The organism is Streptomyces sp. NPDC088923 (assembly GCF_044749745.1).
Lineage (GTDB): Bacteria > Actinomycetota > Actinomycetes > Streptomycetales > Streptomycetaceae > Streptomyces.
Genome location: NZ_JBIVIO010000001.1, coordinates 2,084,933 through 2,109,438, shown reverse-complemented (window position 1 = coordinate 2,109,438; position 24,506 = coordinate 2,084,933). Strand labels below are relative to the sequence as shown.

Here is a 24,506-nt window from a genome sequence, read left to right as displayed (position 1 = left end):
GAAGGGCGCGGTCGAGGTGACGAGACGAGAGCGGGACGGTACGTGAGCGGACGGACTGGGCGGACGGCGTGGACGCGGACGGCGGGCGCGTGCGTGGTGTGGGCGGCGACGCGGGCGCTGCTCCTGCTCTCCGTGCTCAAGGTGATCGTGCCGCCCGGTCTCGACGTGACGGGCGACGTCTCGGTCACGTACCAGAACTGGGCGAACGTCCTGTCCGGCGGCGGCTTTCCCGAGCACGACGTGACGTGGCAGTACCCGCCGGGCGCGGCGCTCGCGATCCTCGCGCCGAAGCTGCTGCCCTTCTGGCCGTACGCGACGGCGTTCTTCGTCCTCGCGCTCGTGTGCGACGCGCTCGTGACGGCGCTCCTGCTGTACGCGGCGGGGCGCCCTGGACGGAGCGGGGCCGGGGTGTGGGTGTGGGTCGTGGGCGTGCCGCTGCTCGGGCCGACGGTCTACGCGCGCTACGACGTGATGGTCACGGCGCTCGCCGTCGGCGCGCTGCTCGTGGGCACGCGCCGGGCGCGCGGTTTCGGGGCGCTCGCGGCGCTCGGCGCGGTCGTCAAGGGGTGGCCGGTGCTGCTGCTCGTCGGGACGCCGCGCGGGCTCGGGACGCGCCGCTCGTGGACGAGCGCGGCCGTGACGGGACTCGTGCTGCTCGCCGGCTTCGGGCTCCTGATGCCGGGCAGCCTCTCCTTCCTGACGGCGCAGCGGGACCGGGGCACGGAGGTCGAGTCGCTGGGCGCCCTCGTGTTCCACTTCGCGCGGCACTTCGGCTGGGACGGGCGCGTCGAGTTCCACTACGGCTCGATGGAGTTCCTCGGCACGGGTGTGCCGCTCGTGTCGACGCTCGCGCAGGTGCTCAGCGTGCTCGCGCTCTGCTGGCTCGTGCTGTGGCGGGTGCGGGCGCGGGTGTGGAGCGAGGCGACGTTCGCGGACGCGGCGTTCACGGCGCTGCTGCTCTTCACGACGACGAGCCGGGTCATCAGCCCGCAGTACCTGGTGTGGCTCCTCGGTCTCGGCGCGGTGTGCCTGCTGTACCGGGGCGGCCGGATGACGCTCCCGGTGGTCCTCACGGTGATCGCCTCGTTCGTGACGTGGCTGGAGTTCCCCGTGTACTTCGGCGACGTGGTCGGCTCGACACCGTTCGGCACCGGCCTGCTCGTCGTGCGCAACGGGCTGCTCGTGGCGGCGACGGTGCTCGCCTGCCGGGGGCTGTGGCGGGAGACGGTACGGGCCGTGCCGCGCGGCGGGAGCGAGGAGCGCGAGCCGGTGCCGGGGTGGGCGACGACGGACGCGTAGGCGAGCGGGGTCGGGGCCGGGGCGTGGCGGACGTCTAGGCGAGTTGCTCCCTCACGTACCCGCGCCACCTCCCCACGAGTTCCGCCTCGCTCACCCCGAGCACCCCGCGCGCGGCGGCGGCGACCGCTCCGTCCCGGCCCTTGTGCTCCCCCACCGCCTGGTAGAAGTCGCGCAGTTTCGGCTCGCCCCACTGTTCGGCGATCATCCGGCAGGCGAGCCAGCCGCCCTCGTAGGCGCGGGCGAGGTGGTCCGGGTCCCCCGAGAAGGCGAAGTCGGCGTCGGTGGGCAGCGCGGTGGGCGCCTCGCCCTCGCGGACCGCCTGGGCGAGTTCGGGGGCGACCTGGCGCGGGGTGCGCCCGCTGCCGTGGTAACCGGTCCAGTCGGCGAAGCCCTCGGAGAGCCACAGCGGGGTCTCGGCGGTCGTGGCGGAGCGGGTCGCGACGTGCGTGGCCTCGTGGATGAGTACGAAGCGCTTGCCGAAGGAGCCGAGTTCCTCGTACGCCTCGGGGTTGACGGTGACGCGGTCGGCGGGCACGTGGGCCACCGAGCCGAGTTCGCCGGTGGTGACGGCGGCGATCCCCCGGTAGTCGGCGGGCTTCTCGCCGAGGAGGGCTGCCATGCGGTCGAGCGAGGCGGGCAGCAGCACGATGAGCCGCCCCGCCCACCGCTCGGGCCACACGCGGCGCACGGCGGGCACGGCCTCGTCGGCGAGCCCCGCGACGTCCGCGAGCTTCGCGCGCGGCTGTCCGACGCCGAGCACGAGCGAGTCCGCGCCGCGCACGACGGTCATCCGGCCCTGCTCCCACAGCTGTTGCGGGGCCCCGGGGGCGGGCTTGTCGGCGCTCACGTACCAGCGGCCGGAGACGCGGCGCAGGGTGAGGGCGCGCTGTGCGGTGACGGGGGCGCTGTCGTAGCCCTGGACACGGTACGAGAGCGTCGCGCGGACCGCCGCGTGGTCGCCCTCGGGCGTGACGGAGGTGACGCGGTAGCTCCAGGCGCTGGGCCGGAGGGCGTCGAGATTGGTGAAGACGGTCCCCGCGCCCTCGCGCGCCTGGCCGGGCGCCGCGGTCGCGAGCCAGTCGGCGCGGTCCCGTTCCCGTACGGCGTCGCCGCGCGCGTCGAGCACGGCCCGCACCCGCTTCCCCGTGTCGCCGCCGCTCTCGCCGCCCCCTCCCGCGCAGCCGCCGAGCAGCAGCAGGAGAGCGAGCGCCGCGGCGCGTCCGGGGCGGGGGCGGGAGGGTCGGCTTCGGGCCACGCGGCGAGCATACGGCGGGGCTCCACCCCTCCCCGGGCACCCCCGTCCCGCGTCCCCGCGACCGGCCGGGAACTCGTCGTCGCCGGGGCTCAGGGCCGGGTCACCGAGTTGATCGGGAGCATGTGGACGGACTCGTAGCGCACGGCCGCGCCCGGGTGGGGCGCGTGGATGACCTGGCCGCCCCCGACGTACATGCCGACGTGGCTCGCGTCCGAGCGGTACGTGACGAGGTCCCCGGGGCGTGCCTGCGAGAGCGGCACCCGCTGGCCCGCGCCCGCCTGGGCCTGCGAGGTGCGGGGCAGACCGACCCCGGCCCTCCCCCACGCCCACTGCATGAGCCCGGAGCAGTCGAAGGCCCCGGGCCCCGAGGCGCCCCACACGTAGGGGCGGCCGAGCGCGGAACGGGCCGCCGCGACGGCGGCGGCGGCGCGCCCGGAGACCGCGGCCGTCCCGGGCGGCAGGTCCGGGCCCGCGCCCCGCGCGGCCCGTGTGTGCGCCGCGCCCGCGAGGTCGCCCAGGCCCCCGGCGGTCCCGTCCCGCAGCGCGGCGCGCTCCTCGGCGGGCAGCGAGTTGAGGAGGCGGCGCGCGGCGGAGAGCTTCGCCTCGACCGTGCGCTTGTGCCGGGCGACGTCCTCGCGGGTGCGCTCCAGGCGGCGCAGCGCCTGGAGCGCCTCGGTGCGGTCCTGGGCGAGTTCGCGCTGGGCGCCGAGGAGGTGGCCGAGTTCGGCGGCGCGCTGGTTGCCGACCTGGTCGAGGAGGGCCGCGTGGCTGAGGTAGCGGTCGGGGTCGGAGGTGAGCAGGAGGGCGAGCGCGGGGTCGATGCCCCCGGAGCGGTACTGCGCGGCGGCGAGCGAACCGACGGCGTCGCGCATCGTGTTGACGCGTTCCTGGGCGCGGGCGACGGCGTCGGTGGAGCGGCGCACGGTGGCGCGCAGCTTGTCGGCGCGTTCGTCGGACCTGTTGTACGCCTCGGTGGCGCGCTCCGCCTGGGCGTAGAGCCGGTCGAGTCCCGCCCTCACCTCCTGCCGGTCGGGGTGCGGGGCGGCCTCGGCGGGCGCGGCGGCCGGTACGGCGGCGAGTGCGGCGGCGGCCGCGGCGGTGAGGACGGCGCCGCGCGCGGTGCGCCCGGTGGAGAGGGAACGGCGGTGAGACGCCACGGCGTTCGCTGTCCTTTCGCTGGGGCACGGGCGCGGGGGCCCGGTGCGTCGGGGCGGTCCCGGGCGCGCGCCGGGCCGGAACCCGGCGGCTGTGCCGGAACGCGCGCCGACAGTAGCCGCACCCCGGGGCGCGCACCAACGACCGACGGACGCACGCTTTGGGCGAGTTCGTCCGCCTTCCGCCGCCGCCACGCAGGTCACGACGGGTCCTTCGGGTCAGCACGGCGGCGCGGGATTCCCCCGATCGGGCGGGTGTGGCGCGACCGTTACGGGACACGACGGAGCCCCGGGAAGCGGGTGCTTCCCGGGGCTCCGGTGAACGCCGTTACGGCCGTTCGAGGTTCAGACGCGCACGCCGAACTGGAAGGGCATGTTGCCGATCGCCTCGTAGCGCACGACGGTGCCGGTGCGGGGAGCGTGCAGCACCTGGCCGTTGCCCGCGTAGAGGCCGATGTGGTGCAGGTCGCCGTAGAAGAGCACGAGGTCGCCGACCTGGAGCTGGCTCTGCGAGTAGATGCGCGTCCCGGCGTTCGCCTGCGCCTGCGAGGTACGGGGAAGCGAGACCCCGGCCTGCCGGTAGGCCCACGAGGTGAGGCCCGAGCAGTCGTAGGAGCTGGGGCCGGTGGCGCCGAAGACGTACGGCTTGCCGAGCTGCGTCTGCGCGGCGGAGAACGCGGCACCCGACATGCCCGAGCCCTTGCCGGGATTGGCCGTGGTGCCGGGGGCCGAGGTGAGCGCGGTGCGCGCGCTGGCGCGGTTGGCGCGGTCCTGCTCCGCCTGCATCGCGGCCTTCTCGGCGGCCGTCATCGAGTTGAGGATGCGCTGGGCCTCGGCGAGCTTGGCCTTGACCTCGCCCTTCTTCTTGCCCAGTTCCTTGCGCGTGTCGGCGAGGTCGGCGAGCTTGTCGGCGGCCTCCTTGCGCTCCTGGGCGAGCTTGCGCTGCTTGGCCTGGATCTGCTTGAGCTGCTGCGTCTGCTGCGCGCTGAGCTGGTCGAGGGCACCGGCCTGCTGGAGGAAGGAGTCCGGGTCGGCGGAGAGGAAGAGCTGCACGGAGGGGTCGATGCCGCCGGAACGGTACTGGGCCGCGGCGACGGCGCCGAGCGACTGCCGCTGCTCGTTCAGCTCGTCCTGGCCGCGCGCCACCTTGTCCTGGATGGCGTCGACCTCCTTCTCCAGCTTCTTCTGCTTCTCGGTCGCCCCGTTGAGCTTCTCGGTCGCCTGCTCCGCCTCGTCGTAGAGCTTGTCGACCTTCGACTTCACCTCGGACTTGGTGGGCTTGGGATCTGCGTGCGCGGCCTGCGAAGTGAGGGCCACGGCAGCAGCGGCGGTCGCGGTGAGCACGGTCACGCGGGCGCGGCTCGGCTGCTTCGGTCGACGGTGGGACGCCACGAAGGCGAGCTCCTTCTTCCTCCAGCCGCCTACCGATCCACCGGTGGGCGGTGCCCTCTCACCGCCACCCCGGATGGGTGATCAACCGAGCGAGAGTTCGGGCCGACAGTAGTGACCTTCTTGTGATCAGTTCAAATCCTCACCGGTAAAAACCTGCGACTCCGGGGTTTCTTTACCCGTAAGCCACCTGCGGTGACGAAGGACTGACCGAGCGTCGCGCCCCAAGCCCCACGAAGCACACCAGATAACGCGTCAGTCACAGATCATACGAACCAAGCCGCAACAGCCATACCGGGCACATGTGTTCGCGGCATGCTCCAGCTCGAACCAACCCGCACCGAAAATCCCACCGCACAATCTCCAGCCCCTGCGGCGTTTGAGGAGCGGGGTCCGGGGCGGAGTCCCGAATCGGGGCGCGGGGCGGAGCCCCGAAACCGGGGCCCGGGGCGGAGCCCCGCGACGTCACCCCCGCGACAACCGCTTCAGAAGCATCACACTCGGCACCGGCCGCGCTCCCGCCTTCGCGATCCCGTCCGCCACTTCCTTGTCCGTGGACACCACGACGACCGGCCGCCCCACCGGCTCCGCCCGCACCAGCTGCCGGATCAACTCGTCCGCCGTCACACCCGCCTTGCTGAACAGCACCCGCACCCCGCGCGGCGGAGCGAGCAGCACGGGGGCGGCGAGTTCGGCGCCGTCGAAGACGCATGTCACCTCGGCCCCGCTCTGCGCCGCGAGCTGCGAGAGCCCGCCGAGCAGCCGCAGCCGCTGCTTCTCCAAGGGCATCATCGGATAACCGGTCTTCGTGACGTTGTACCCGTCCACGACGAGGTGCGCCTGCGGCAGCGCGAGCAACTGGTCCAGGATCGCCGGGTCGTCCTCGGCGAGCGCGCGGGCCGCGATGTCCTTCGGGCTGAACTTCGCCGGCTCCCGCGCGTCCACGGTCTCCGCGGGCCGTACGGAGACGGGCGGCAGCGCGAGTTCGCGCCGCAGCCCCTGCGCCGCGTCGAGCACCGTGTCGAGCAGCAGCCGCAGCCGCATGTCCTCGACGCTGCGCCCCTCGCGCGTCGCCTTCCGGCTCGCCTCGAGGGCCGCCTCGACCTCGCCGAGCCGCGCCCGCACCCGCCGCGTCTCGCTCTCGGCCGCGCTCAACTGTGCCTGGAGTTCGACGCGCTGGGCCTCCGCCCGCTCCTGCTCCTTGCGCAGCGCGGCCTCGCCGCGCTTGATGTCGCTCTGCGCGGCCCGCAGCTTGCGCCGTACCGCGTCGCTCTCGCGGCGCAGCCCCTCGACCTCGCCGCGCAGCCGCTCGCTGTCCGCCCGCCCGCGCTCGCGCGCCTCGTCGCGCTCCGCGCGCAGCCGGTCCAGTTCCTCCCTGGCCGCCTCGTCCATCCGCTCGGCCCCGGCCCGCTCGGCCTCCTCACCGGCGGCGGCGACGAGTTTGAGCCAGCCCGGGGGCCGCAGCAGGTACGCGACGGCGGCGACGTCCACCGGCTCGGCGGCGGGCGGCGGGGTGCCCTCGTTCAGCGCCGCGCACAACTCCGGCTGCGCGGCGCACAGCCGCTCGGCGACCCGGGCGCGGAAGGCGGAGTCGTTCTCGACCGCGGCGGCCATCGCGTTGCCCGCGTACTTGAGCCGTCTGCTCGGCGTGAACCGCGCGTACTGGCGCAGTTGCGGGGGGAGTTCGGCGACGGTGAGACCGCCGAAACAGGTCGCCACGTACTGGACGACCCGGTGCCGGACGCCTTCGGGCAAGGGCCCCTCCAGCGCCTCCCCCGCCCGGTCCCCGTCGTGCCCGCGCGCCCCGTGCTCGGGTCCGCTCTCGTCGGCCGACTGCCCCGCGCCCTCGTGAGCGCCGCCCTCGTGAGCGCCGCCCTCGTGACCGTCCCGCTCCGCGCCGTGGGGCGCACCGGCGGGCTCGGCGTTCGCTTCCTCCACCATGTCCTCACCCCACTCGCTCGTGCGGGCCGGCTCTCAGGCGGCCGGCCCCGGCCTGTCCACCAGTTCGATCTGGTCCACCGCGTTGCACCAGCGGCAGCGGACCGAGTCGATCGTCTCACTCACGACTTCGCGCTCCTCGACGTTCGGTTTCCCGGCGAGGTCGAGGTGGACGTACTCGACGACCTTCGACGACCGGCTCACGTCGAACCTGGTGAGGTTGCCGCACAGGGTGCAGCGCCAGCGCGTGGTCTCCGTGGGCAGGGGAACGGTCATCGTCCGCTTCGCTTCCTTCTCGTACTCGGTAAAGGCCGTTTATGTTGCCCGTAACCCTACGGCCTGTGGACGGGACCGCGCGGCGGGGACGGAGGCCCGGACTAAAGTGGGCCCACCAGGACAGTGAAGGGGACCAACAGCCGTGATCACCGCGATCGTGCTCATCAAGACCAGCGTCGACCGAATCCCGGAGATCGCCGAGTCCATCGCCGCGCTGGACAGCGTGAGCGAGGTCTTCTCGGTCACCGGCTCCTACGACCTCATCGCGATGGTCCGCGTCGGCCGCCACGAGGACCTGGCCGAGATCATCCCGAACCGGATCAGCAAGATCCCCGGTGTCGCCGCGACCGACACGCACGTGGCCTTCCGCACGTACTCGCAGCACGACCTGGAGGCGGCCTTCGCGATCGGTCTCGATTCCTGAGACCGGGTTCCCGGGGGACGCCTTCCCCGCGCAGGTACGAGAGAGGGGCGCCGGTCCCGCGACCGGCGCCCCTCCCGTGCGTCCCCCTCAGACCGCCGGCACGCAGCGCCCGCCCTCGGTCCGGTACGTCCACCGCGCGCCCTGCTCGACCAGTTCGCGCACCGCGCCCAGGAAGCGCTCGACGTGCTCGTCGGGCGTCCCGGCGCCGAAGCTGACCCGCACCGCGTTGAGCGAGCCGCCCTCGGGCGCCCCGCACTCGCCGGGCGCCCCGGCGTCCGCGCCGAGCAGCGTGCGCACCAGCGGGTGGGCGCAGAAGAGCCCGTCGCGGACCCCGATCCCGTACTCGGCCGAGAGGGCCGCCGCCAGGTGCGAGCTGTTCCAGCCGCTCACGACGAAGGAGAGCACGCCGACCCGCTCGGCCTCGGGGCCGAAGAGCCCGAGGACGCGCACGCCCTCGATCGCGGCGAGCCCGTCCCGCACCCGCGCCACGAGTTGCTGCTCGCGCGCGACGAGCGCGTCGAAACCGGCCTCCGTGAGGGCCTTGCACGCGGAGGCGATCGCGTAGGCGCCGATGACGTTCGGCGAACCCGCCTCGTGGCGCGCGGCGCCGGTGTGCCACTCGACGTCCACGCCGCCGTCCGCGCGCCTGCTCACGGCGCGGCTCGCGCCGCCGCCCGCGAGGTAGGGCTCCGCGTCCTCCAGCCAGTCCGCGCGGCCCGCGAGGACGCCCGCGCCGAAGGGCGCGTACAGCTTGTGGCCCGAGAAGGCGACCCAGTCCACGTCCAGCGCGCTGACCGAGACGGGGTGGTGCGGGGCGAGCTGCGCGGCGTCCAGGACGATCCGCGCGCCGTGCGCGTGCGCGACCCGGGCCAGCTCGGCGACGGGCCACAGCTCGCCCGTCACGTTGGACGCGCCCGTGACGCACACGAGCGCCGCCCCGGTGCCGGTGCGGGCCTTCAGCGCGCTCTCCAGCGTCGCGACGGCCTCGGCGGGGCCGCGCGGGGCGTCGAGGTGGGTCACGGCGGCGGTGCGCCAGGGCAGCAGCGAGGCGTGGTGCTCGGTCTCGAAGACGTACACCTCGCACCCCTCGGGCAGCGCGGCGGCGAGGAGGTTGAGCGAGTCGGTCGTGGAGCGCGTGAAGACCAGCTCGTCGTCCTCGCGGCAGCCGAGGAAGGCGGCGACGTCGGCGCGGGCCGTCTCGAACAGCTCGGTGGAGAGCTGCGAGAGGTAACCGGCACCGCGGTGCACGCTGCCGTAGTACGGGGCGTAGGCGGCGACATCGTTCCAGACGCGCTCCAGGGCCGGGGCGCTCGCGGCGTAGTCGAGCGCGGCGTACTCGACCTCGCCCCCGGTGACGAGCGGCACGCGCACCTCGCGGCCGAGGACGGGCAGCGGAGCGGCGGGGGTGGCGGCGGAGGCGGGAACCGAGGCGGAGGCGGCGGAAACGGACATGGCGAACTCCCGTACGTGAGACGGAGGGCAGCGGAAGGCGAGCTGCGAAGGCTGGGGTTGCGGGCGGTACGAAGTGCCCGGCGGTGTGGGACGGCGAAGGGCGCCGCACCCTGGGGTGATGAAGGGTGTGCGCCCTACGACATTCGCTTGCTCACGGAGAACCGCTCCCTCGACGACCAGGACCCCTGGTGCCTGACGCCGCGAAAGGGAGGTGTGCCAACGCCCCTGTCGGGCGCGGAGGGGTCCGCGCTTGCCGCAGACCTCGCTGCCTGCGGCCAGGTCTTCACCCGGGGCACCCCGCCACGGACGGAGGGTTGCCGGACAGCAGGCCGGGGCCGTAGTCGCTGTCACTCATGACCTGCCCGCATCCTGCCACAGAGACCTGGGCGAGGCCCAGGGGGTTCCACGATGCGAAACGGGGGGTGACACGGCTCCGTGCCACCCCCCGCACCGACGCCTCAGGCGTTGCTGGCCTCGACCCACCGCTCCAGCGCCGCCGCCGCGGCACCCGAGTCCAGCGACTCGGCCGCCCGCGCCATGCCCTCGCCGATCCGGTCCCTCAGCGCCTCCCCGCTCGGGCGCAGTGCCGCGAGGGCCGCCGCCGCGTTGAGGAGCACCGCGTCGCGGACCGGGCCGCGCTCGCCCGCGAAGAGGCGCCGGGCCACCTCGGCGTTGTGCGAGGCGTCGCCGCCGCGCAGGGCCGAGACCGGGGAGAGGCCGAGGCCCACGTCGCGCGGGTCGAAGCTCTCCTCGCGCACCGCGCCGTCCTGGACGATCCACACCCGTGAGGTCGCCGCCGTCGTGAGTTCGTCGAGGCCGTCGTCGCCGCGGAAGACGAGCGCGGAGGAGCCGCGCGCGGCGAGCACCCCGGCCATGATCGGCGCCATCCGGGCGTCGGCGACGCCGGTGGCCTGAGCGCGGACCCGCGCCGGGTTGGTGAGCGGGCCGAGGAAGTTGAAGGTCGTCCGGATGCCCAGCTCACCACGCGCCGCCGCCACGTACCGCAGCGCCGGGTGGAACTTCACGGCGAAGCAGAAGGTGATCCCGGCCTCCTCGGCGACCCGCGCCACCCGCTCCGGGCTCAGCTCCAGGTTCACGCCGAGCTTCTCCAGGACGTCGGAGGCCCCGGACGCCGAGGAGGCGGCGCGGTTGCCGTGCTTGACGACCTTCGCCCCCGTCCCCGCGACGACGACGGCGGACATCGTGGAGATGTTGACGGTCTTGGCCCCGTCGCCGCCCGTACCGACGATGTCGACGCACTCGCCCGACACCTCGATGGTGCGGGCGTGCGCGTACATCGCCTCGACGATGCCGCTGATCTCCTCGACGGTCTCGCCCTTGGCGCGCAGGGCCACGGCGAAGCCCGCGATCTGCGCGTCCGTGGCCTCGCCCCGCATGATGCGGTCCATCGCCCAGGCGGTGTCGGCCGCGGACTGGTCGCGGCCGGAGAGGAGTCCGTCGAGTACGGCCGGCCAGGAGCGGGCCGCCGCGGTATCGCCTCCGACGGGGTGCACAGCGCTCATGGCCGCTCCTGGTGTGTGGGTGCGGGGGCGGGGACGCAGCGCGCCGGCCGCCGTTTCGACGCCCCCCACCCTATCGGCGCGGGGGCAGCGCGAAGGGCCCCGTCCGCCCACCGGGAAGGTGGGACGGGGCGGGGCCCTCAGGTGGCGTGTCGCGTGACAGTGCGGGGATCAGTGGTGGCCGTGGCCGCTCGTGATCTCCTTGTACTCCTCCTCCGTCGGCTTCGGGATCTGGGTCCCGTCGCCGTAGTAGCCCTTGGAGAGCTTGGAGCGGACCTTCTCGGCGCCGGAGACCTTGCGCTTGACGCCGTTCTCGTCGGTGGTCTCACCGATCTCGAAGGGCTTGACCTGCTCGTGCGCGGTGAGCGTGTAGCGCTGCTCGGCGCTGAGCGGCTCGTGCACCTCGATGAACTCGCCGTGCGGCAGGCGCTTGATGATGCCGGACTCGCGCCCGTGCAGCACCTTCTCCTTGTCGCGGCGCTGGAGGCCGAGGCAGATGCGCTTGGTGATGATGAAGGCGAGGACCGGGCCGACGAAGAAGCCGATCCGCACGAACCAGCTGATCGCGTTGAGCGACAGGTGGAAGTGGGTGGCCCACAGGTCGTTGCCGCCGCCGACGAGCGTGATCATGTACATCGTCACCCAGGCGACACCGAGGCCCGTACGGACCGGGGCGTTGCGCGGGCGGTCCAGGATGTGGTGCTCGCGCTTGTCGCCGGTGACCCAGGACTCGATGAACGGGTAGACCGCCATCGCGCCGAGGACGAGGCCGAAGACCACCAGCGGGATGAACACACCGAGGACCAGCGTGTGGCCCCACAGGTTGATCTCCCAGCCGGGCATGACACGGATGAGGCCTTCGGCGAAGCCCATGTACCAGTCGGGTTGCGCGCCGGTGGACACCTGGTCCGGCCGGTACGGGCCGATCGCCCAGATCGGGTTGATCGTCGCGATGCCCGCGATGGCCGCGATGACGCCGAAGACGAGGAAGAAGAAACCCCCGGCCTTCGCCATGTACACCGGGAGCAGCGGCATGCCGACGACGTTCTTCTCGGTCCGGCCGGGACCCGCGTACTGCGTGTGCTTGTGGTAGAAGACCAGGATCAGGTGGCCCACCATGAGGCCGAGCATGATGCCGGGCAGCAGCAGGATGTGGATCGAGTAGAACCGGGCGACGAAGTCGCCGCCGGGGAACTCCCCGCCGAACAGGAACATCGAGATGTACGTGCCGACGATCGGCACGGACAGGATCGCGCCCTGCGTGAAGCGGACACCGGTGCCGGAGAGCAGGTCGTCCGGGAGCGAGTAACCGGTGAACCCGGTGAACATGCCGAGGGCGAAGAGCAGGAAGCCGAACAGCCAGTTGATCTCGCGCGGCTTGCGGAAGGCGCCCGTGAAGAAGACACGCATCATGTGCACGAACATGCCGGCGAGGAAGATGAGCGCGGCCCAGTGGTGGATCTGCCGGATGAGCAGACCGCCGCGGACCTCGAAGCTGATCTTCAGCGTGGAGGAGAACGCCTCCGACATGAGCTGACCCTGCATGGGCGTGTAGGGCCCGCTGTACTCCACCTCGTTCATGCTCGGGTGGAAGAACAACGTCAGGTACACACCCGTGAGGATGATGATGAGGAAGCTGTACATGCAGATCTCGCCGAGCATGAAGCTCGGGTGGTCCGGAAAGATCTTCCGCATGTTGGACTTGGCCAGGCTGTAGATGCCGAGCCGTCCGTCCGCCCAGTCGGCGAGCCGTTCCCCGGCGGGCGCCTGACTGCGGTCCGGCGCGTCCGCGCCGGGTGCGTGTGTGGTCTCGGTGCTCATCCGCGCTCCCAGAAGGCAGGGCCGACGGGCTGGTCGAAGTCGCCGAGCGCTTCGAGGTAACCCTCGTCGTTCACGCCGATCCGCAGCTGCGGCAGCGGGTGACCGGCCGGGCCGAAGATCACTCGGGCGCCGTCGGAGAGGTCGAAGGTGGACTGGTGGCACGGGCAGAGGACGTGGTGCGTCTGCTGCTCGTACAGGCTGATCGGGCAACCGACGTGGGTGCAGATCTTGGAGTACGCGACGATGCCCTGGTGCGACCAGTCCAGCTCGCGCTTGTCCTTGATGTTCTCCGGAGCGATCCGGATGATCATCAGGGCGGCCTTGGCGATCTGGTTCTGGAAGTCGTGGTCCGTCTCCTCCAGGCCCTCGGGCTTGGCGAACGTCAGCGAACCGGTGATGACGTCCTCGGGACGCAGCGGCTCGTTGGTGTTCATGTTGACGATGACCGAGCCCTTTTTCCACTTCGTGGTGCGGAGCTTCTTCTCGGGCAGCGGACCGAGGTCGCGAAGGAGCACGACACCGGAGAGCGGTACGAGGGCCAGCGCGCCGAACATCGAGTTGCGGATCAGCTTGCGGCGGCCGAGGACGGAGTCCTTGGCGCCCTGCTTGAAGTCCGCGATGACCTTCGCGCGGGTGTCATTGTCGGCCTCGATGTCGTGCCGCTCGTCCACGAGCTCGACGTCCGACATCAGGGTGCGCGCCCAGTGGACGGCGCCGGCGCCGATCGAGAACAGCGCGAGGCCCAGGGTCAGGCCGAGCGAGAAGTTCAGCGCGCTGACGTGCCCGAAGGGCCAGATGTAGACGATCTTGCGGGGCTTGAAGATCACGTACGAGGCGATGAAGCCGGCCGTCGCGAGCATCGACAGGGTGAAGAGGAAGGCGACCACGCGCTCGCTGCGCTTGGCGGCCCGCTCGTCCAGGTCCTGGATGCGGTGCTCGTGGGGCGGCAGCCCCGGGTCGGCGAAGGGGTTCTTCGCCAGCTCGGCCGAGTGCTCCTCGGCGCCCTGCCCGGCGGGCAGGTTCTCTTCGGGATTGTCTTGGCTGCTCATGACTTCTTGGCCTTTGCGGTCCGGACGGCGACCCACGTGGCGACGGCGATCAGCGCACCGAGCCCGAAGACCCAGGCGAAGAGACCCTCACTGACGGGACCGAGACCCCCGAGGCTGAGACCACCGGGGTTGGTGGCCTTGTCCCCGTTGACGTCGCGGACGTAAGCGATGATCTGCTTCTTCTGCTTCTCCGGCATCGTGGTGTCGGGGAAGGAGGGCATGTTCTGCGGGCCGGTCTGCATGGCCTCGTAGAGGTGCTTCGGGTCGACGCCCTCCAGCGAGGGAGCGAACTTGCCGTGCGTCAGCGCACCGCCCTCACCGGTGAAGTTGTGACACTGCGCGCAGTTGGTACGGAAGAGCTCGCCGCCCTTGGCGCTGTCCGACCCGGCGGGGTCGTACTGGTTCTTGGTCGGCACCTCGGGACCGGCGCCGAGCGAGGCGACGTAGCTCGCGAGCTGGTCGATCTCGCTCTCGGAGTAGATGACCTTCTTGCGGGGCGCCTGGGCGCCCTGCTGCTGAAGCGGCATACGGCCGGTACCGACCTGGAAGTCGACGGCCGCGGCGCCCACGCCGACGAGGCTCGGGCCGTCGCTGCTGCCCTGTCCACCGGTTCCGTGGCAACTGGCGCAGCCGACGTCGTAGAGCTTCTTGCCCTCGTCGATCTTCAGGGACTGGGCTGTTTCCTCAGCCTGTGCCTTGTCCGCGGGCGCGAACGCGGCGTACAGCCCCCCGGTGGCCGCCAGCGCGAGGAGTAGGACGACGACCGCCGCCAGCGGATGGCGTCGTCGTACGGAGAGCTTTTTCACGGATTACCCCGGTGTCAGGATCTTCTGCGTCGGTGCTACTGGATGTGGGCTTCTCGCCCGGATTACTTGATCAGGTAGATCGTGGCGAAGAGGCCGATCCAGACAACATCGACGAAGTGCCAGTAGTAGGACACGACGATGGCCGCAGTGGCCTGGTGATGTGTGAACCTCTTGGCCGCGTACGTCCGGCCCAGGACCAGGAGGAAGGCGATGAGGCCGCCCGTCACGTGCAGTCCGTGGAATCCGGTCGTGAGGTAGAAGACGGAACCGTAGGGGTCGGAGGAGAGCGAAAGCCCCTCTTCCTTGACCAGGTCCGTGTATTCGAAGATCTGACCTCCGATGAAGATCGCACCCATCACGAAGGTGATCGAGAACCACGTACGGAGCTTCTTCACATCACCGCGCTCAGCGGCGAAGACGCCGAGCTGGCACGTGAGGGAGGAGGCCACCAGGATGGCGGTGTTGGTACCCGAGAACGGAACGTTCAGGGCATCCGCCATTTCCTTCCAGTGATCCGGTCCGGTCACCGATCGCAGGGTGAAGTACATCGCGAAGAGGGCCGCGAAGAACATCAGCTCGGAACTCAGCCAGATGATGGTTCCGACGCTGGTGAGGTTCGGCCTGTTGACCGACGGGTGCGCGGGCCCGGTTTCTACTGTCGTTGCTGTCGCCACGACCGACATTATGTCGGTCGCTTATCCCGCCCTCACTCCCGGGGGTGCCGTTCGGTGTGTCCGCCCCCTGTGTCGGGCCCGAACGGCCCATCGTTGAGCTGTTCGCAGCGGTGTTGACGGGCAGTCGGACGGAGTAGCATCCGGCCCACCGGGGACCCGGTCACACCCGAGGCCAGGAGGAGACATGCAGCCGATCGCCACCGTGCTGATCTACAGCGACAACGCCGAAACCCGCACCCAGGTACGGCTCGCCACCGGTCGCAGGCCCGCCCCCGACGCGCCCGAGGTGCAGTTCGTGGAGTGCGCGACACTCCCCGCCGTGCTCAAGGAACTGGAGCGCGGGGGCATCGACGTGTGCGTCCTGGACGGCGAGACGGCCCCCGCGGGCGGTATGGGGGTCTGCCGCCAGATCAAGGACGAGATCTTCCGCTGCCCCCCTGTCCTGCTCCTGATGGGCCGCCCCCAGGACGCCTGGCTCGCCACCTGGAGCCGCGCCGACGCCGCCGTCACCCTTCCGGTGGACCCGGTGGAGTTCGCGACGTCCCTGGCGGGACTGCTGAAGAATTCCAGCCTCTCCGGAGTTTGAGGAGCGGGGTCCGGGGCGGAGCCCCGCGAACCCACGCGGAGGGCCCTCCCCACGCCCTGAACGGCGCGGGGAGGGCCACGGGGATTCACTCCCCCGGATGATCTACAGCTGCGGCCGCAGCCGCGCCTGCTCCACCCCGCCGGGGGCCGTGTTGCGCCCGCTCCCGGTCACCGCGCTGCCCTCCCCCCACTTGGCCCAGCTCAGGTTCCAGTCCCCGAACCCGTTCCCGAACGGGGCCATCTCCTCCCCCTCGCTGTTGATGACCCGCACGATGTCCCCCTCCCGCACGGTGTCGAAGAACCAGTGCGCGTTCCCCGTGCTCATCCCCACGCACCCGTGGCTCGTGTTCGCGGAGCCCTGGGAGCCGACCGACCACGGCGCGGCGTGCACGTATTCGCCGCTCCAGGTCACCCGGGTGGCCCAGTAGACGGGCAGGTCGTAGGAGTCCGAGCTGCCCGCGGCGATGCCGACGCTGCCGCTGCGCATCCGGACGAACGACTCCTTGCCCAGGATCACCTTGATCCCGTTGCGGGTCGAGAAGCCCGGCTTGCCGGTGGTCACCGGCAGGGTTTTTATCTCCTTGCCGTTCTTGCGCACCGTCATGTGGTGACTGCCGGAATCGACGAGCGCCTCGACGCGGTCGCCGAAGGTGAGGGAGAGCGGCTTCGCGTCCGCGCCGCGCAGGGTGTCGGTGACCTTCACACCGTTGAGGTTCGCGCTCACGTCCACCTTGGAGTGCGCGGGCCAGTAGGTACGCGGCCGGTAGTGGAGTTCCTTGGAGTCCACCCAGTACCAGGCGCCCTCGACGTCCTCGGAGGAGTGGACCTTGAGGGAGCGTTCGACGACGGCGCGGGCCGCCTTGTCCTTGACCGGGGCGCTCAGCTCGGCGGTGATCGGCTGCCCGACCCCGTAGGTGCCGGCCTTGGGGCCGAAGGTCACCTTGAGGCGGTTCTTGCCCGCGTCGGCGGTGTGGAAGCGGAGGGTCTTCAGGCCGGGCGCGCCGTCCCGGTTCTCGGTGGCGACGCGCACCGTGTAGTCGGCGGCGGCGGCGAGGGGTCCTGTCGAGTGCCAGCGGGTCCCGTCGGCGGAGAGGGCGCCCGCGACCTGGCGGCCGAGGCCGTCGGTGGCCGTGACGTCGGTGATCCGGCTGTCCTTGTCCTTGGCTGTCACCTCCAGCGGCTTGTCGGGGTCGACGCGTTCGGCGCCCGCCGTGTTGAAGGTGACGTGCGCCGCGGCGTCGTACGGCCGGGCGGTCAACGAGTTTCCACGGGCCTCGCCGCCGCAGGCCGAGAGGCCGGCTCCAAGAGCGGCCACCAGCACAGTGCAGCTCAGTACCGTACGGGTTCGCGGTGTGTGGCTCATGGCCTCAACGTACGAAGCCGACGCCCGTTCAGCGCGGTCGGCTGAGCTGTTCGGGTGGCCCCGGGCGGCGCGAAAGGAGGGGCCCGGACACACCGTGCGGTGTGTCCGGGCCCCTCCTGACGCGGCATGTGCTACTGGTTCTGGTTTTCTCCGCGGTAGTACTCGAAGACCCAGCCGAGCAGGCCGATCACGAGGACCGGGGCCGAGAAGTAGAGCAGCCACCAGCCGACGGCCACGGAGAGAAAGGCCAGCGCGCCGCCGACGCCGAGGGCGAGCGGCTGCCAGCTGTGCGGGCTGAAGAAGCCCACCTCGCCGGCGTCGTCCGCGACGTCGGCCTCCTTGTTGTCCTGCGCGCCCGCATCGATCCGCCGGGCGGTGAACGCCAGGTAGTAACCGATCATGATGCAGAGCCCGAAGGCGAGGAAGAGCGCCGTGGTACCGGCCGGCTCCTTCGACCACACGCCATAGACGACCGCCATGGCGAGGACGAAGACGCTCAGCCAGATGAACATCTTGCCCTGGACCTTCACCGTCCGGCCTCCTTGCCGCCGACGAGCGCGGTGTCGCGCTGGTCGCCGTTCTCCAGCTGGTCGAGGGCCGCGATCTCCGGGTGGTGGAGGTCGAAGGCCGGGGATTCACTGCGGATACGGGGCAGCGAGGTGAAGTTGTGGCGCGGCGGCGGGCAGGACGTGGCCCACTCCAGGGAGCGGCCGAAGCCCCACGGGTCGTCCACCTCGATCTTCTTGCCGTACTTGGCGGTCTTCCAGATGTTGTAGAAGAACGGCAGGATCGACAGGCCGAGCAGGAAGGAGCTGATGGTCGAGACCGTGTTCAGCGCGGTGAAGCCGTCGGCGGCCAGGTAGTCGGCGTAGCGGCGCGGCATGCCCTCGGCGCCCAGCCAGTGCTGGACGAGGAAGGTGCCGTGGAAGCCGACGAAGAGGGTCCAGAAGGTGATCTTCCCGAGCCGCTCGTCGAGCATCTTGCCGGTGAACTTGGGCCACCAGAAGTGGAATCCGGCGAACATCGCGAAGACGACGGTGCCGAAGACGACGTAGTGGAAGTGCGCGACGACGAAGTACGAGTCCGAGACGTGGAAGTCCAGCGGCGGGGCCGCGAGGATCACGCCGGTGAGACCGCCGAAGGCGAAGGTGATCAGGAAGCCGATCGACCAGAGCATCGGTGTCTCGAAGGACAGGGAGCCCTTCCACATCGTTCCGATCCAGTTGAAGAACTTCACGCCTGTTGGCACGGCGATCAGGAACGTCATGAAGGAGAAGAACGGGAGGAGCACCCCGCCGGTCACGTACATGTGGTGCGCCCAGACCGTCACCGAGAGGCCGGCGATGGCGATGGTCGCGCCGATGAGGCCCACGTAGCCGAAGATCGGCTTGCGCGCGAAGACCGGAATGACCTCGGAAATGATGCCGAAGAACGGCAAAGCGATGATGTACACCTCTGGATGGCCGAAGAACCAGAAGAGGTGTTGCCAGAGCAAGGCTCCGCCGTTTGTCGCGTCGAATACATGCGCCCCGAATTTTCGGTCCGCTTCGAGTGCGAAGAGCGCCGCGGCGAGCACCGGGAAGGCGAGCAGCACCAGAACACCGGTGAGCAGCACGTTCCAGGTGAAGATCGGCATGCGGAACATCGTCATGCCGGGTGCGCGCATGCAGATGATCGTGGTGATGAAGTTGACCGAGCCGAGGATCGTGCCGAAGCCGGAGAGGGCCAGGCCGAGAATCCACATGTCGGCGCCGACGCCCGGGGAGCGGACCGCGTCCGAGAGCGGCGAGTAGGCGAACCAGCCGAAGTCGGCCGCGCCCTGCGGGGTGACGAAGCCGCCCACCGCGATGACCGAGCCGAAGAGGTACAGCCAGTACGCGAACATGTTCAGCCGCGGGAAGGCCACATCGGGGGCACCGATCTGGAGCGGCATGATCCAGTTGGCGAAACCGGAGAACAGCGGCGTCGCGAACATCAGCAGCATGATCGTGCCGTGCATCGTGAACGCCTGGTTGAACTGCTCGTTCGAGATCAGCTGGTTACCGGGCCTGGCGAGCTCGGCGCGCATGATGAGCGCGAGCACACCGCCGATGCAGAAGAAGACGAACGAGGTGATCAGGTAGAGCGAGCCGATCGTCTTGTGGTCGGTGGTGGTCAGCCACTTCACCACGACGTTTCCGGGCGCGCGGCGGCGGACCGGGGGCTCGGAGACGAGCGTCCCTTCCGCGGTCGCGACCCGCTGAGGGTCGTTGTCGATACTCACAGGTTCTTCGTCTCCCGGTTCTTCTCGTGGCCCGACTGCTCGATACCGGCCGGGATGTAACCGGTCTGGCCGTCCTTCGCGAGCTGCTTGAGGTGGGCCTCGTAGCGCTCGGGGGAGACGACCTTGACGTTGAAGAGCATCCGGGAGTGGTCGACGCCGCAGAGTTCGGCGCACTTGCCCAGGAAGGTGCCCTCCTTGTTGGGGGTCACCTCGAAGGCGTTGGTGTGACCCGGGATGACGTCCTGCTTCATGAGGAAGGGGACCACCCAGAACGAGTGGATGACGTCACGCGAGGTCAGGACGAAACGGACCTTCTCGCCCTTGGGGAGCCACAGGGTCGGACCCGGGTTCCCGGTCTGGGGGTTCCTGTCGGCGGGGGTGCCGGCGATGTAGACGCCTTCGGCGCCCTTGGGGAAGTCCTCGGCGAAACGGTCCGGAATCGCCTTGAGTTCCTTGGACTTCGCGGCATCGCCGGTGGAGTCGTTCCCGTCGACGTTCTCGATGTAGTTGAAGCCCCAGCTCCACTGGTAGCCGACCACGTTCACCGTGTGGGCCGGCTTGTCCGAGACGTCCATGAGCTTCGACTCGTCGCGGGCGACGAAGTAGAAGAGGACAGAGACGATCAGCAGAGGTACAACCGTGTACAACGTCTCAAGAGGCATGTTGTACCGGGTCTGCCGGGGGACCTCGATCTTGTGGCGGCTGCGCCTGTGGAAGAACGCGCTCCACAGGATCAGCCCCCAGACGAGGACACCCACGGCGAGGGCCGCCGCCCAGGAGCCCTGCCACAGCGAAAGGATGCGCGGCGCCTCCTCCGTGGTGGGGGTGGGCATACCCAGGCGGGGGAAGTCCTTGTATGAGCAACCGGTAGCGGTTACCAGGATCAGGCCCGCAGTCAGCACCTGCGGCAGCTTCCGCCGCATCGGGCGCCGCGACGAGCGGTCGGAGCCGTTGGGACTCACGTAGCGCCTTCCCGAGAGTCTCGCCCGCACCGAGGCGTACGCGGCCTTCACGCTGGTCGGTCGCCGTGCCCCCGCGGCGGGCAGGGTTTGGATGTTTATGCGGACCAAACCCTACTGGACTCAATTTGGGGTCGCGCGGGGAGGGTCCCCAACGCGCCGCAGCACTCCCCGAAGGGGTGGAATCGCCCCTCGCGCAGGCCAACTGACGCCCCTTCTCCCCTGGCGCGCGCGGCGTGTCGCACGGGGGCCCCGGACAGCGCGGTGAAAAGAAAGCACGCGCGTCCGGGCGCGTCGCGGGAGAAACGGGGAGCGGCACCCGCCGCAGCGGTGCGCTTGTCGTACGGGTACCGGGGTGGGCGGTCTGTCTCAGGGGACGGGGAGGGTACGGGGCGAAGCGGGCCGGCAACGGGGGTGCCGGTGGGTCGGGGTTACTTTTGGCCCGTGCCGTATTTCGACGTGGCCTCGGCCGCTCCGCTTCATCCGGTCGCCCGGCAGGCGCTGCTCGCCGCACTCGACGAGGGCTGGGCCGACCCGGCCCGGCTCTACCGCGAGGGCCGGCGGGCCCGGCTGCTCCTGGACGCGGCCCGCGAGGCCGCCGCCGAGGCGGTGGGCTGCCGCCCGGACGAACTCGTCTTCACGCCCTCGGGCACCCGCGCGGTCCACGCCGGGCTCGCCGGGGCGCTCGCGGGCCGGCGGCGCGTGGGCGCGCACCTCGTGGTCTCGGCGGTCGAGCACTCCTGCGTCCTGCACGCGGCCGAGGCGCACACCCGTACGGGAGGTGAGGTGACGGAGGTCGGCGTGTCCCGTACGGGTGCCGTCGAGCGGGGCGCGTACGCGGCGGCGCTCCGTACCGACACCGCGCTCGCCGCGCTCCAGTCGGCGAACCACGAGGTGGGGACGGTGCAGCCGGTCGCGGAAGTGGCCGAGGAATGCCGCGCCGCGGGGGTGCCGCTGCTCGTGGACGCGGCGCAGTCGCTGCTGTGGGGGCCGGTGGAGGGCGACTGGTCGCTGCTCGCGGCGAGCGCGCACAAGTGGGGCGGTCCGGCGGGGGTCGGGCTGCTCGTCGTGCGCAAGGGCACGCGCTTCGCTCCCGCCGGGCCCGCCGACGAGAGGGAGAACGGTCGCTCTCCCGGCTTCGAGAACCTGCCCGCGATCGTCGCCGCGGCGGCCTCGCTGCGTGCGGCGCGCGCCGAGGCGGTGGCGCGGGCCGGGGAGTTGCGCGCGCTGACGGAGCGGCTGCGGGAGCGGGTGCCGCTGCTCGTGCCGCGTACGGAGGTGGTGGGCGATCCGGAGCGGCGGCTGCCGCACCTGCTCACCTTCTCGTGCCTCTACGTGGACGGCGAGAGCGTCCTCAGCGCGCTGGACCGGGCCGGTTTCTCCGTCTCGTCCGGTTCGTCCTGCACGAGTTCGGCACTGACACCGAGCCACGTCCTGCGCGCGATGGGCGTCCTGAGCGAGGGCAACGTACGCGTCTCACTCCCGCTGGACGTGCGCGCCGAGGACGTGGACCTCTTCCTGGAGGTGCTGCCGGGGGTGGTGGCGGGGGTACGGGAACAGCTCGGCGCCCCCGTGGACGAGGAGCCGCCCGCCGCGCCCTCCCCCGGCTCGTCCGCCGCCCCCTCCCCCGGGCCGTTCCTCGTCGACGCGCTCGGCAAGCGTTGCCCGATCCCGGTCATCGAACTCGCGAAAATCTTCCCGCGCGTCCCGGTCGGCGCCACGGTCACCGTTCTGTCGGACGACGAGGCGGCGGCCCTGGACATCCCGGCGTGGTGCGAGATGCGGGGGCAGGAGTACGTGGGGCGGGAGGGGACGGCGTACCGGGTGCGACGCACCGGCTGAGCCGTCCCCCTGCCGTCACACGGCGAGGTGCGCCCGTACCTCTTCGCCCGCCTCCATGCCGTAGCACTTCGTGAAGCGGTCCATGAAGTGCGTCCGCTCCAGCTGGTACTCCTGCGTCCCCACCGTCTCGATGACGAGCGTCGCGAGCATGCAGCCGACCTGCGCAGCGCGCTCCAGGCCCACGCCCCACGCGAGCCCGGACAGGAACCCGGCGCGGAACGCGTCGCCGACGCCCGTCGGGTCCGCCTTGCGCCGCTCCTCGGGGACGCCGACCTCGATCGGGTCCTCGCCCACCCGCTCGATCCGCACGCCGTCGGCGCCGAGCGTCGTGACGCGGTGGCCGACCCGGCCGAGGATCTCGGCGTCCGTCCAGCCGGTCTTCGACTCGATGAGGCCCTTCTCGTACTCGTTCGAGAAGAGGTACGTGGCGCCGTCGAGGAGCGTACGGATCTCGTCGCCCTCCATGCGCGCGATCTGTTGCGAGAAGTCGGCGGCGAAGGGGATGCCCCGGCCGCGGCACTCCTCCGTGTGGCGGAGCATCGCCTCGGGGTCGTCCGCGCCGATCGTGACGAGATCGAGACCGCCGACACGCTCGGCGACGGCCTGGAGTTCGATGAGGCGGGCCTCGCTCATCGCGCCCGTGTAGAAGGAGCCGATCTGGTTGTGGTCGGCGTCCGTCGTGCAGACGAAGCGGGCGGTGTGCAGGACCTCGGAGATCCGCACCGAGGTGGTGTCGACGCCGTGGCGGTCGAGCCAGGCGCGGTAGTCGTCGAAGTCGGGGCCCGCCGCGCCGACGAGGATCGGCGCGGTGCCGAGCTGGCCCATGCCGAAGGCGATGTTGGCACCGACCCCGCCGCGCCGGACGTCGAGATTGTCGACGAGGAAGGAGAGCGAGACCGTGTGGAGCTGGTCGGCGACGAGTTGGTCGGCGAAACGGCCGGGGAAGGTCATGAGGTGGTCGGTGGCGATGGAGCCGGTGACTGCGATCCGCACGGGTACTCCTGCGTCGGGGCGGGGGTGTCGGTTCACCGTATCCGGCTTGGCTCGGCGTGTTCGTGGGTGGGCCTCGCGGGGCTCCGCCCCGGGCCCCGCTCCTCAAACGCCGGAGGGGCTGATTTTGGTGCGGGCTGGGCTTGGGGGCGGGCTCGGTTTTCGGGGGTGGAACCGGGTGGGGTGGTGGGGCGTCAGAGTTTTGTCCTGTCGGTAGCGAGGGTGGAGTTGGCATGGGCATGAAGGTTCGGGTCTGCGCGGGGGTCGTCGGGGTGGGGATGCTGGTGGCGGGGTGCGGTGGGGGCGGGGATGCCGGGCCTGCCGGGAGTGTGGCCGCGAGTGAGTCGCCGCCGGGGATCGCGCCCGGGGAGCCGGACCCTCGTGGGGTGCGGTACCGGGCCGAGGGGGACCTGCCGAAGGGGCCGGAGAAGGCGGGGGTCTACGGGGTCGAAGGGAGTGTGTCGCGCGAGGAGGCCGAGCGGCTGGCGCGGGCGCTCGGGGTCGCGGGGGGCGTGCGGGCCGAGGGGGGCGAGTGGCGGGGTGCGGGGCTCACCGTCGCCCGGCAGGCTCCGGGGGCGTGGAGCTACGTGACCAAGGGCGACAAGTGCGCTGCGGGCAAGGGGTGTTCGGCGCCGGGTGAGACCGAGGCGCGGGAGGCCGCGCGGCCGGTGTTCGCGGCGCTGGGGCTCGCGGGCGCGCCGTCACGCGGCGACGAGGTACGGGGGGCGAGCCGCGTCGTGCAGGCCGACCCGGAGGTCGGGGGGCTGCCCACGGACGGCTGGTCGACACGGCTCCGGATCGCGGCGGGCGGCGAGATCGTGGGCGGCACGGGGCGGCTCGACGTGCCCCGTACCGCCGAAGCGGAGCGGTACGCGGTGCGGTCCGCCGCCGAGTCGCTCGCCGCGCTCAACGAGGGCGCGGGCGAGGACGGGACGGTCGTTCCCGTCACGCGGGCGCGCTTCGGGCTCGCGGCGCGTACGCGGGAGGGGCACCCCGTCCTCGTACCGGCCTGGCTCTTCTCCGTCCCCTCGCGGTCCGCGACGCTCGCGCAGATCGCGATCGACGAGCGGCACCTCGGCTCGGGCGGCGGCCCCCGCCACCCCGGTGGGGCCACGTCAGCGGGTCCCGGCGCGGCGACCCGCTCCGTACCGCCCGTCTCGTACGCGGCGGCCGGGCGCGAACTGAGCCTCCGCTTCACCGGGGGCGTGTGCGCCCGCTACCGGGCGCACGCCGAGGAGAAGGGGGCGCAGGTGCGCGTCCACCTCACGGAGGAGAAGGAGCCGGGGAAGGTGTGCGTGATGATCGCGAAGGACCTGACCCGCTCGGTGACCCTCGACCGCCCCCTGGGGAACCGGACCGTCGTGACGACGACGGGAGCATCGGTCCCGGCGGTCTGAGCCCGGCGGCTGCGGGACCGCCGAGGCCCGAGGGCGCTGAGCCCACGCCG

21 protein-coding genes and 1 riboswitch are annotated in these 24,506 nt (G+C 71.5%); of the genes, 5 read left to right on the top strand and 16 right to left on the bottom strand.

Annotated features, from left to right (window positions below):
- Positions 1–42: 42 nt before the first annotated feature.
- Entirely contained in the window at positions 43–1,299 is a 1,257-nt protein-coding gene (locus tag ACIP4O_RS09515; RefSeq protein ID WP_401573270.1) for a glycosyltransferase 87 family protein, read from the top strand.
- 34 nt (positions 1,300–1,333) lie between these two features.
- Here the strand turns inward: ACIP4O_RS09515 and ACIP4O_RS09510 are convergent, their stop codons facing one another.
- The 5 genes from ACIP4O_RS09510 to ACIP4O_RS09490 form a co-directional block, all read right to left on the bottom strand.
- On the bottom strand, positions 1,334–2,554 hold the full coding sequence (locus ACIP4O_RS09510) for a hypothetical protein (RefSeq protein WP_401573268.1): 1,221 nt from the start codon (positions 2,552–2,554) through the stop codon (positions 1,334–1,336).
- Between the two features lie 89 nt (positions 2,555–2,643).
- The gene (locus tag ACIP4O_RS09505) at positions 2,644–3,711 is read right to left on the bottom strand and encodes an NlpC/P60 family protein (protein ID WP_401573267.1); all 1,068 of its coding nucleotides are present in this window, start codon (positions 3,709–3,711) and stop codon (positions 2,644–2,646) included.
- Between the two features lie 342 nt (positions 3,712–4,053).
- A complete protein-coding gene (locus ACIP4O_RS09500; protein WP_401573265.1) occupies positions 4,054–5,100 on the bottom strand; it encodes an NlpC/P60 family protein in 1,047 nt (348 codons plus the stop codon).
- A gap of 462 nt (positions 5,101–5,562) precedes the next feature.
- Positions 5,563–7,038, bottom strand: a complete 1,476-nt coding sequence (locus tag ACIP4O_RS09495) for an NYN domain-containing protein (RefSeq protein ID WP_401573263.1) — start codon at positions 7,036–7,038, stop codon at positions 5,563–5,565.
- A 33-nt stretch (positions 7,039–7,071) separates the two neighbouring features.
- The gene (locus tag ACIP4O_RS09490; protein WP_007828133.1) at positions 7,072–7,311 is read right to left on the bottom strand and encodes a hypothetical protein; all 240 of its coding nucleotides are present in this window, start codon (positions 7,309–7,311) and stop codon (positions 7,072–7,074) included.
- Positions 7,312–7,453: 142 nt separating this feature from the next.
- On the opposite strand from ACIP4O_RS09490, the gene ACIP4O_RS09485 reads away from it, so the two are divergent.
- Positions 7,454–7,735, top strand: a complete 282-nt coding sequence (locus tag ACIP4O_RS09485) for an Lrp/AsnC family transcriptional regulator (RefSeq protein WP_007828132.1) — start codon at positions 7,454–7,456, stop codon at positions 7,733–7,735.
- 87 nt (positions 7,736–7,822) lie between these two features.
- Here ACIP4O_RS09485 and ACIP4O_RS09480 read toward each other — a convergent pair whose 3' ends face one another.
- From ACIP4O_RS09480 to ACIP4O_RS09455, 6 genes are all read right to left on the bottom strand, one after another.
- Entirely contained in the window at positions 7,823–9,187 is a 1,365-nt protein-coding gene (locus tag ACIP4O_RS09480; protein ID WP_401573262.1) for an aminotransferase class V-fold PLP-dependent enzyme, read from the bottom strand.
- A 241-nt stretch (positions 9,188–9,428) separates the two neighbouring features.
- Positions 9,429–9,546: riboswitch (SAM riboswitch) on the bottom strand.
- Between the two features lie 99 nt (positions 9,547–9,645).
- Positions 9,646–10,710 carry an anthranilate phosphoribosyltransferase gene (gene trpD, locus ACIP4O_RS09475; RefSeq protein ID WP_401573260.1) on the bottom strand — a complete coding sequence of 355 codons (1,065 nt, stop codon included), beginning with the start codon at positions 10,708–10,710 and terminating at the stop codon, positions 9,646–9,648.
- Between the two features lie 168 nt (positions 10,711–10,878).
- Positions 10,879–12,528: a cytochrome bc complex cytochrome b subunit gene (locus ACIP4O_RS09470; RefSeq protein WP_361325088.1), complete on the bottom strand. Its 1,650-nt coding sequence runs from the start codon at positions 12,526–12,528 to the stop codon at positions 10,879–10,881.
- Positions 12,525–13,577 (bottom strand): Rieske 2Fe-2S domain-containing protein, encoded by a 1,053-nt coding sequence (locus tag ACIP4O_RS09465; protein WP_361325085.1) that lies wholly within the window; start codon positions 13,575–13,577, stop codon positions 12,525–12,527. The genes ACIP4O_RS09470 and ACIP4O_RS09465 overlap by 4 nt, the downstream gene beginning before the upstream one ends.
- Positions 13,574–14,383 (bottom strand): c-type cytochrome, encoded by an 810-nt coding sequence (locus ACIP4O_RS09460; protein ID WP_361325082.1) that lies wholly within the window; start codon positions 14,381–14,383, stop codon positions 13,574–13,576. The genes ACIP4O_RS09465 and ACIP4O_RS09460 overlap by 4 nt, the downstream gene beginning before the upstream one ends.
- 62 nt (positions 14,384–14,445) lie before the next feature.
- Entirely contained in the window at positions 14,446–15,066 is a 621-nt protein-coding gene (locus tag ACIP4O_RS09455) for a heme-copper oxidase subunit III (protein WP_361325080.1), read from the bottom strand.
- Positions 15,067–15,241: 175 nt separating this feature from the next.
- On the opposite strand from ACIP4O_RS09455, the gene ACIP4O_RS09450 reads away from it, so the two are divergent.
- Positions 15,242–15,643 (top strand): hypothetical protein, encoded by a 402-nt coding sequence (locus tag ACIP4O_RS09450; RefSeq protein WP_401573255.1) that lies wholly within the window; start codon positions 15,242–15,244, stop codon positions 15,641–15,643.
- Between the two features lie 102 nt (positions 15,644–15,745).
- Here the strand turns inward: ACIP4O_RS09450 and ACIP4O_RS09445 are convergent, their stop codons facing one another.
- The 4 genes from ACIP4O_RS09445 to coxB all read right to left on the bottom strand — a co-directional run bounded on the left by ACIP4O_RS09445 (position 15,746) and on the right by coxB (position 20,230).
- Complete coding sequence (locus ACIP4O_RS09445; protein WP_401573253.1) at positions 15,746–17,005, bottom strand: Ig-like domain-containing protein; 1,260 nt, start codon at positions 17,003–17,005, stop codon at positions 15,746–15,748.
- Between the two features lie 131 nt (positions 17,006–17,136).
- Entirely contained in the window at positions 17,137–17,535 is a 399-nt protein-coding gene (locus ACIP4O_RS09440; protein ID WP_361325071.1) for a cytochrome c oxidase subunit 4, read from the bottom strand.
- Positions 17,532–19,268, bottom strand: coding sequence for a cytochrome c oxidase subunit I (gene ctaD / locus ACIP4O_RS09435; RefSeq protein ID WP_401573251.1), 1,737 nt, complete (start codon positions 19,266–19,268; stop codon positions 17,532–17,534). The genes ACIP4O_RS09440 and ctaD overlap by 4 nt, the downstream gene beginning before the upstream one ends.
- Entirely contained in the window at positions 19,265–20,230 is a 966-nt protein-coding gene (coxB, locus tag ACIP4O_RS09430; RefSeq protein ID WP_164288019.1) for a cytochrome c oxidase subunit II, read from the bottom strand. Before coxB ends, ctaD begins: the two co-directional genes overlap by 4 nt.
- A gap of 441 nt (positions 20,231–20,671) precedes the next feature.
- On the opposite strand from coxB, the gene ACIP4O_RS09425 reads away from it, so the two are divergent.
- Positions 20,672–22,069 carry a cysteine desulfurase/sulfurtransferase TusA family protein gene (locus ACIP4O_RS09425; RefSeq protein ID WP_401573249.1) on the top strand — a complete coding sequence of 466 codons (1,398 nt, stop codon included), beginning with the start codon at positions 20,672–20,674 and terminating at the stop codon, positions 22,067–22,069.
- A gap of 15 nt (positions 22,070–22,084) precedes the next feature.
- Here ACIP4O_RS09425 and ACIP4O_RS09420 read toward each other — a convergent pair whose 3' ends face one another.
- Positions 22,085–23,062 carry a carbohydrate kinase family protein gene (locus tag ACIP4O_RS09420; protein ID WP_401573248.1) on the bottom strand — a complete coding sequence of 326 codons (978 nt, stop codon included), beginning with the start codon at positions 23,060–23,062 and terminating at the stop codon, positions 22,085–22,087.
- Between the two features lie 383 nt (positions 23,063–23,445).
- Here ACIP4O_RS09420 and ACIP4O_RS09415 point away from each other — a divergent pair, with 383 nt between their 5' ends.
- Positions 23,446–24,456, top strand: a complete 1,011-nt coding sequence (locus ACIP4O_RS09415) for a hypothetical protein (RefSeq protein WP_401573246.1) — start codon at positions 23,446–23,448, stop codon at positions 24,454–24,456.
- The last annotated feature ends 50 nt before the right edge of the window (positions 24,457–24,506 follow it).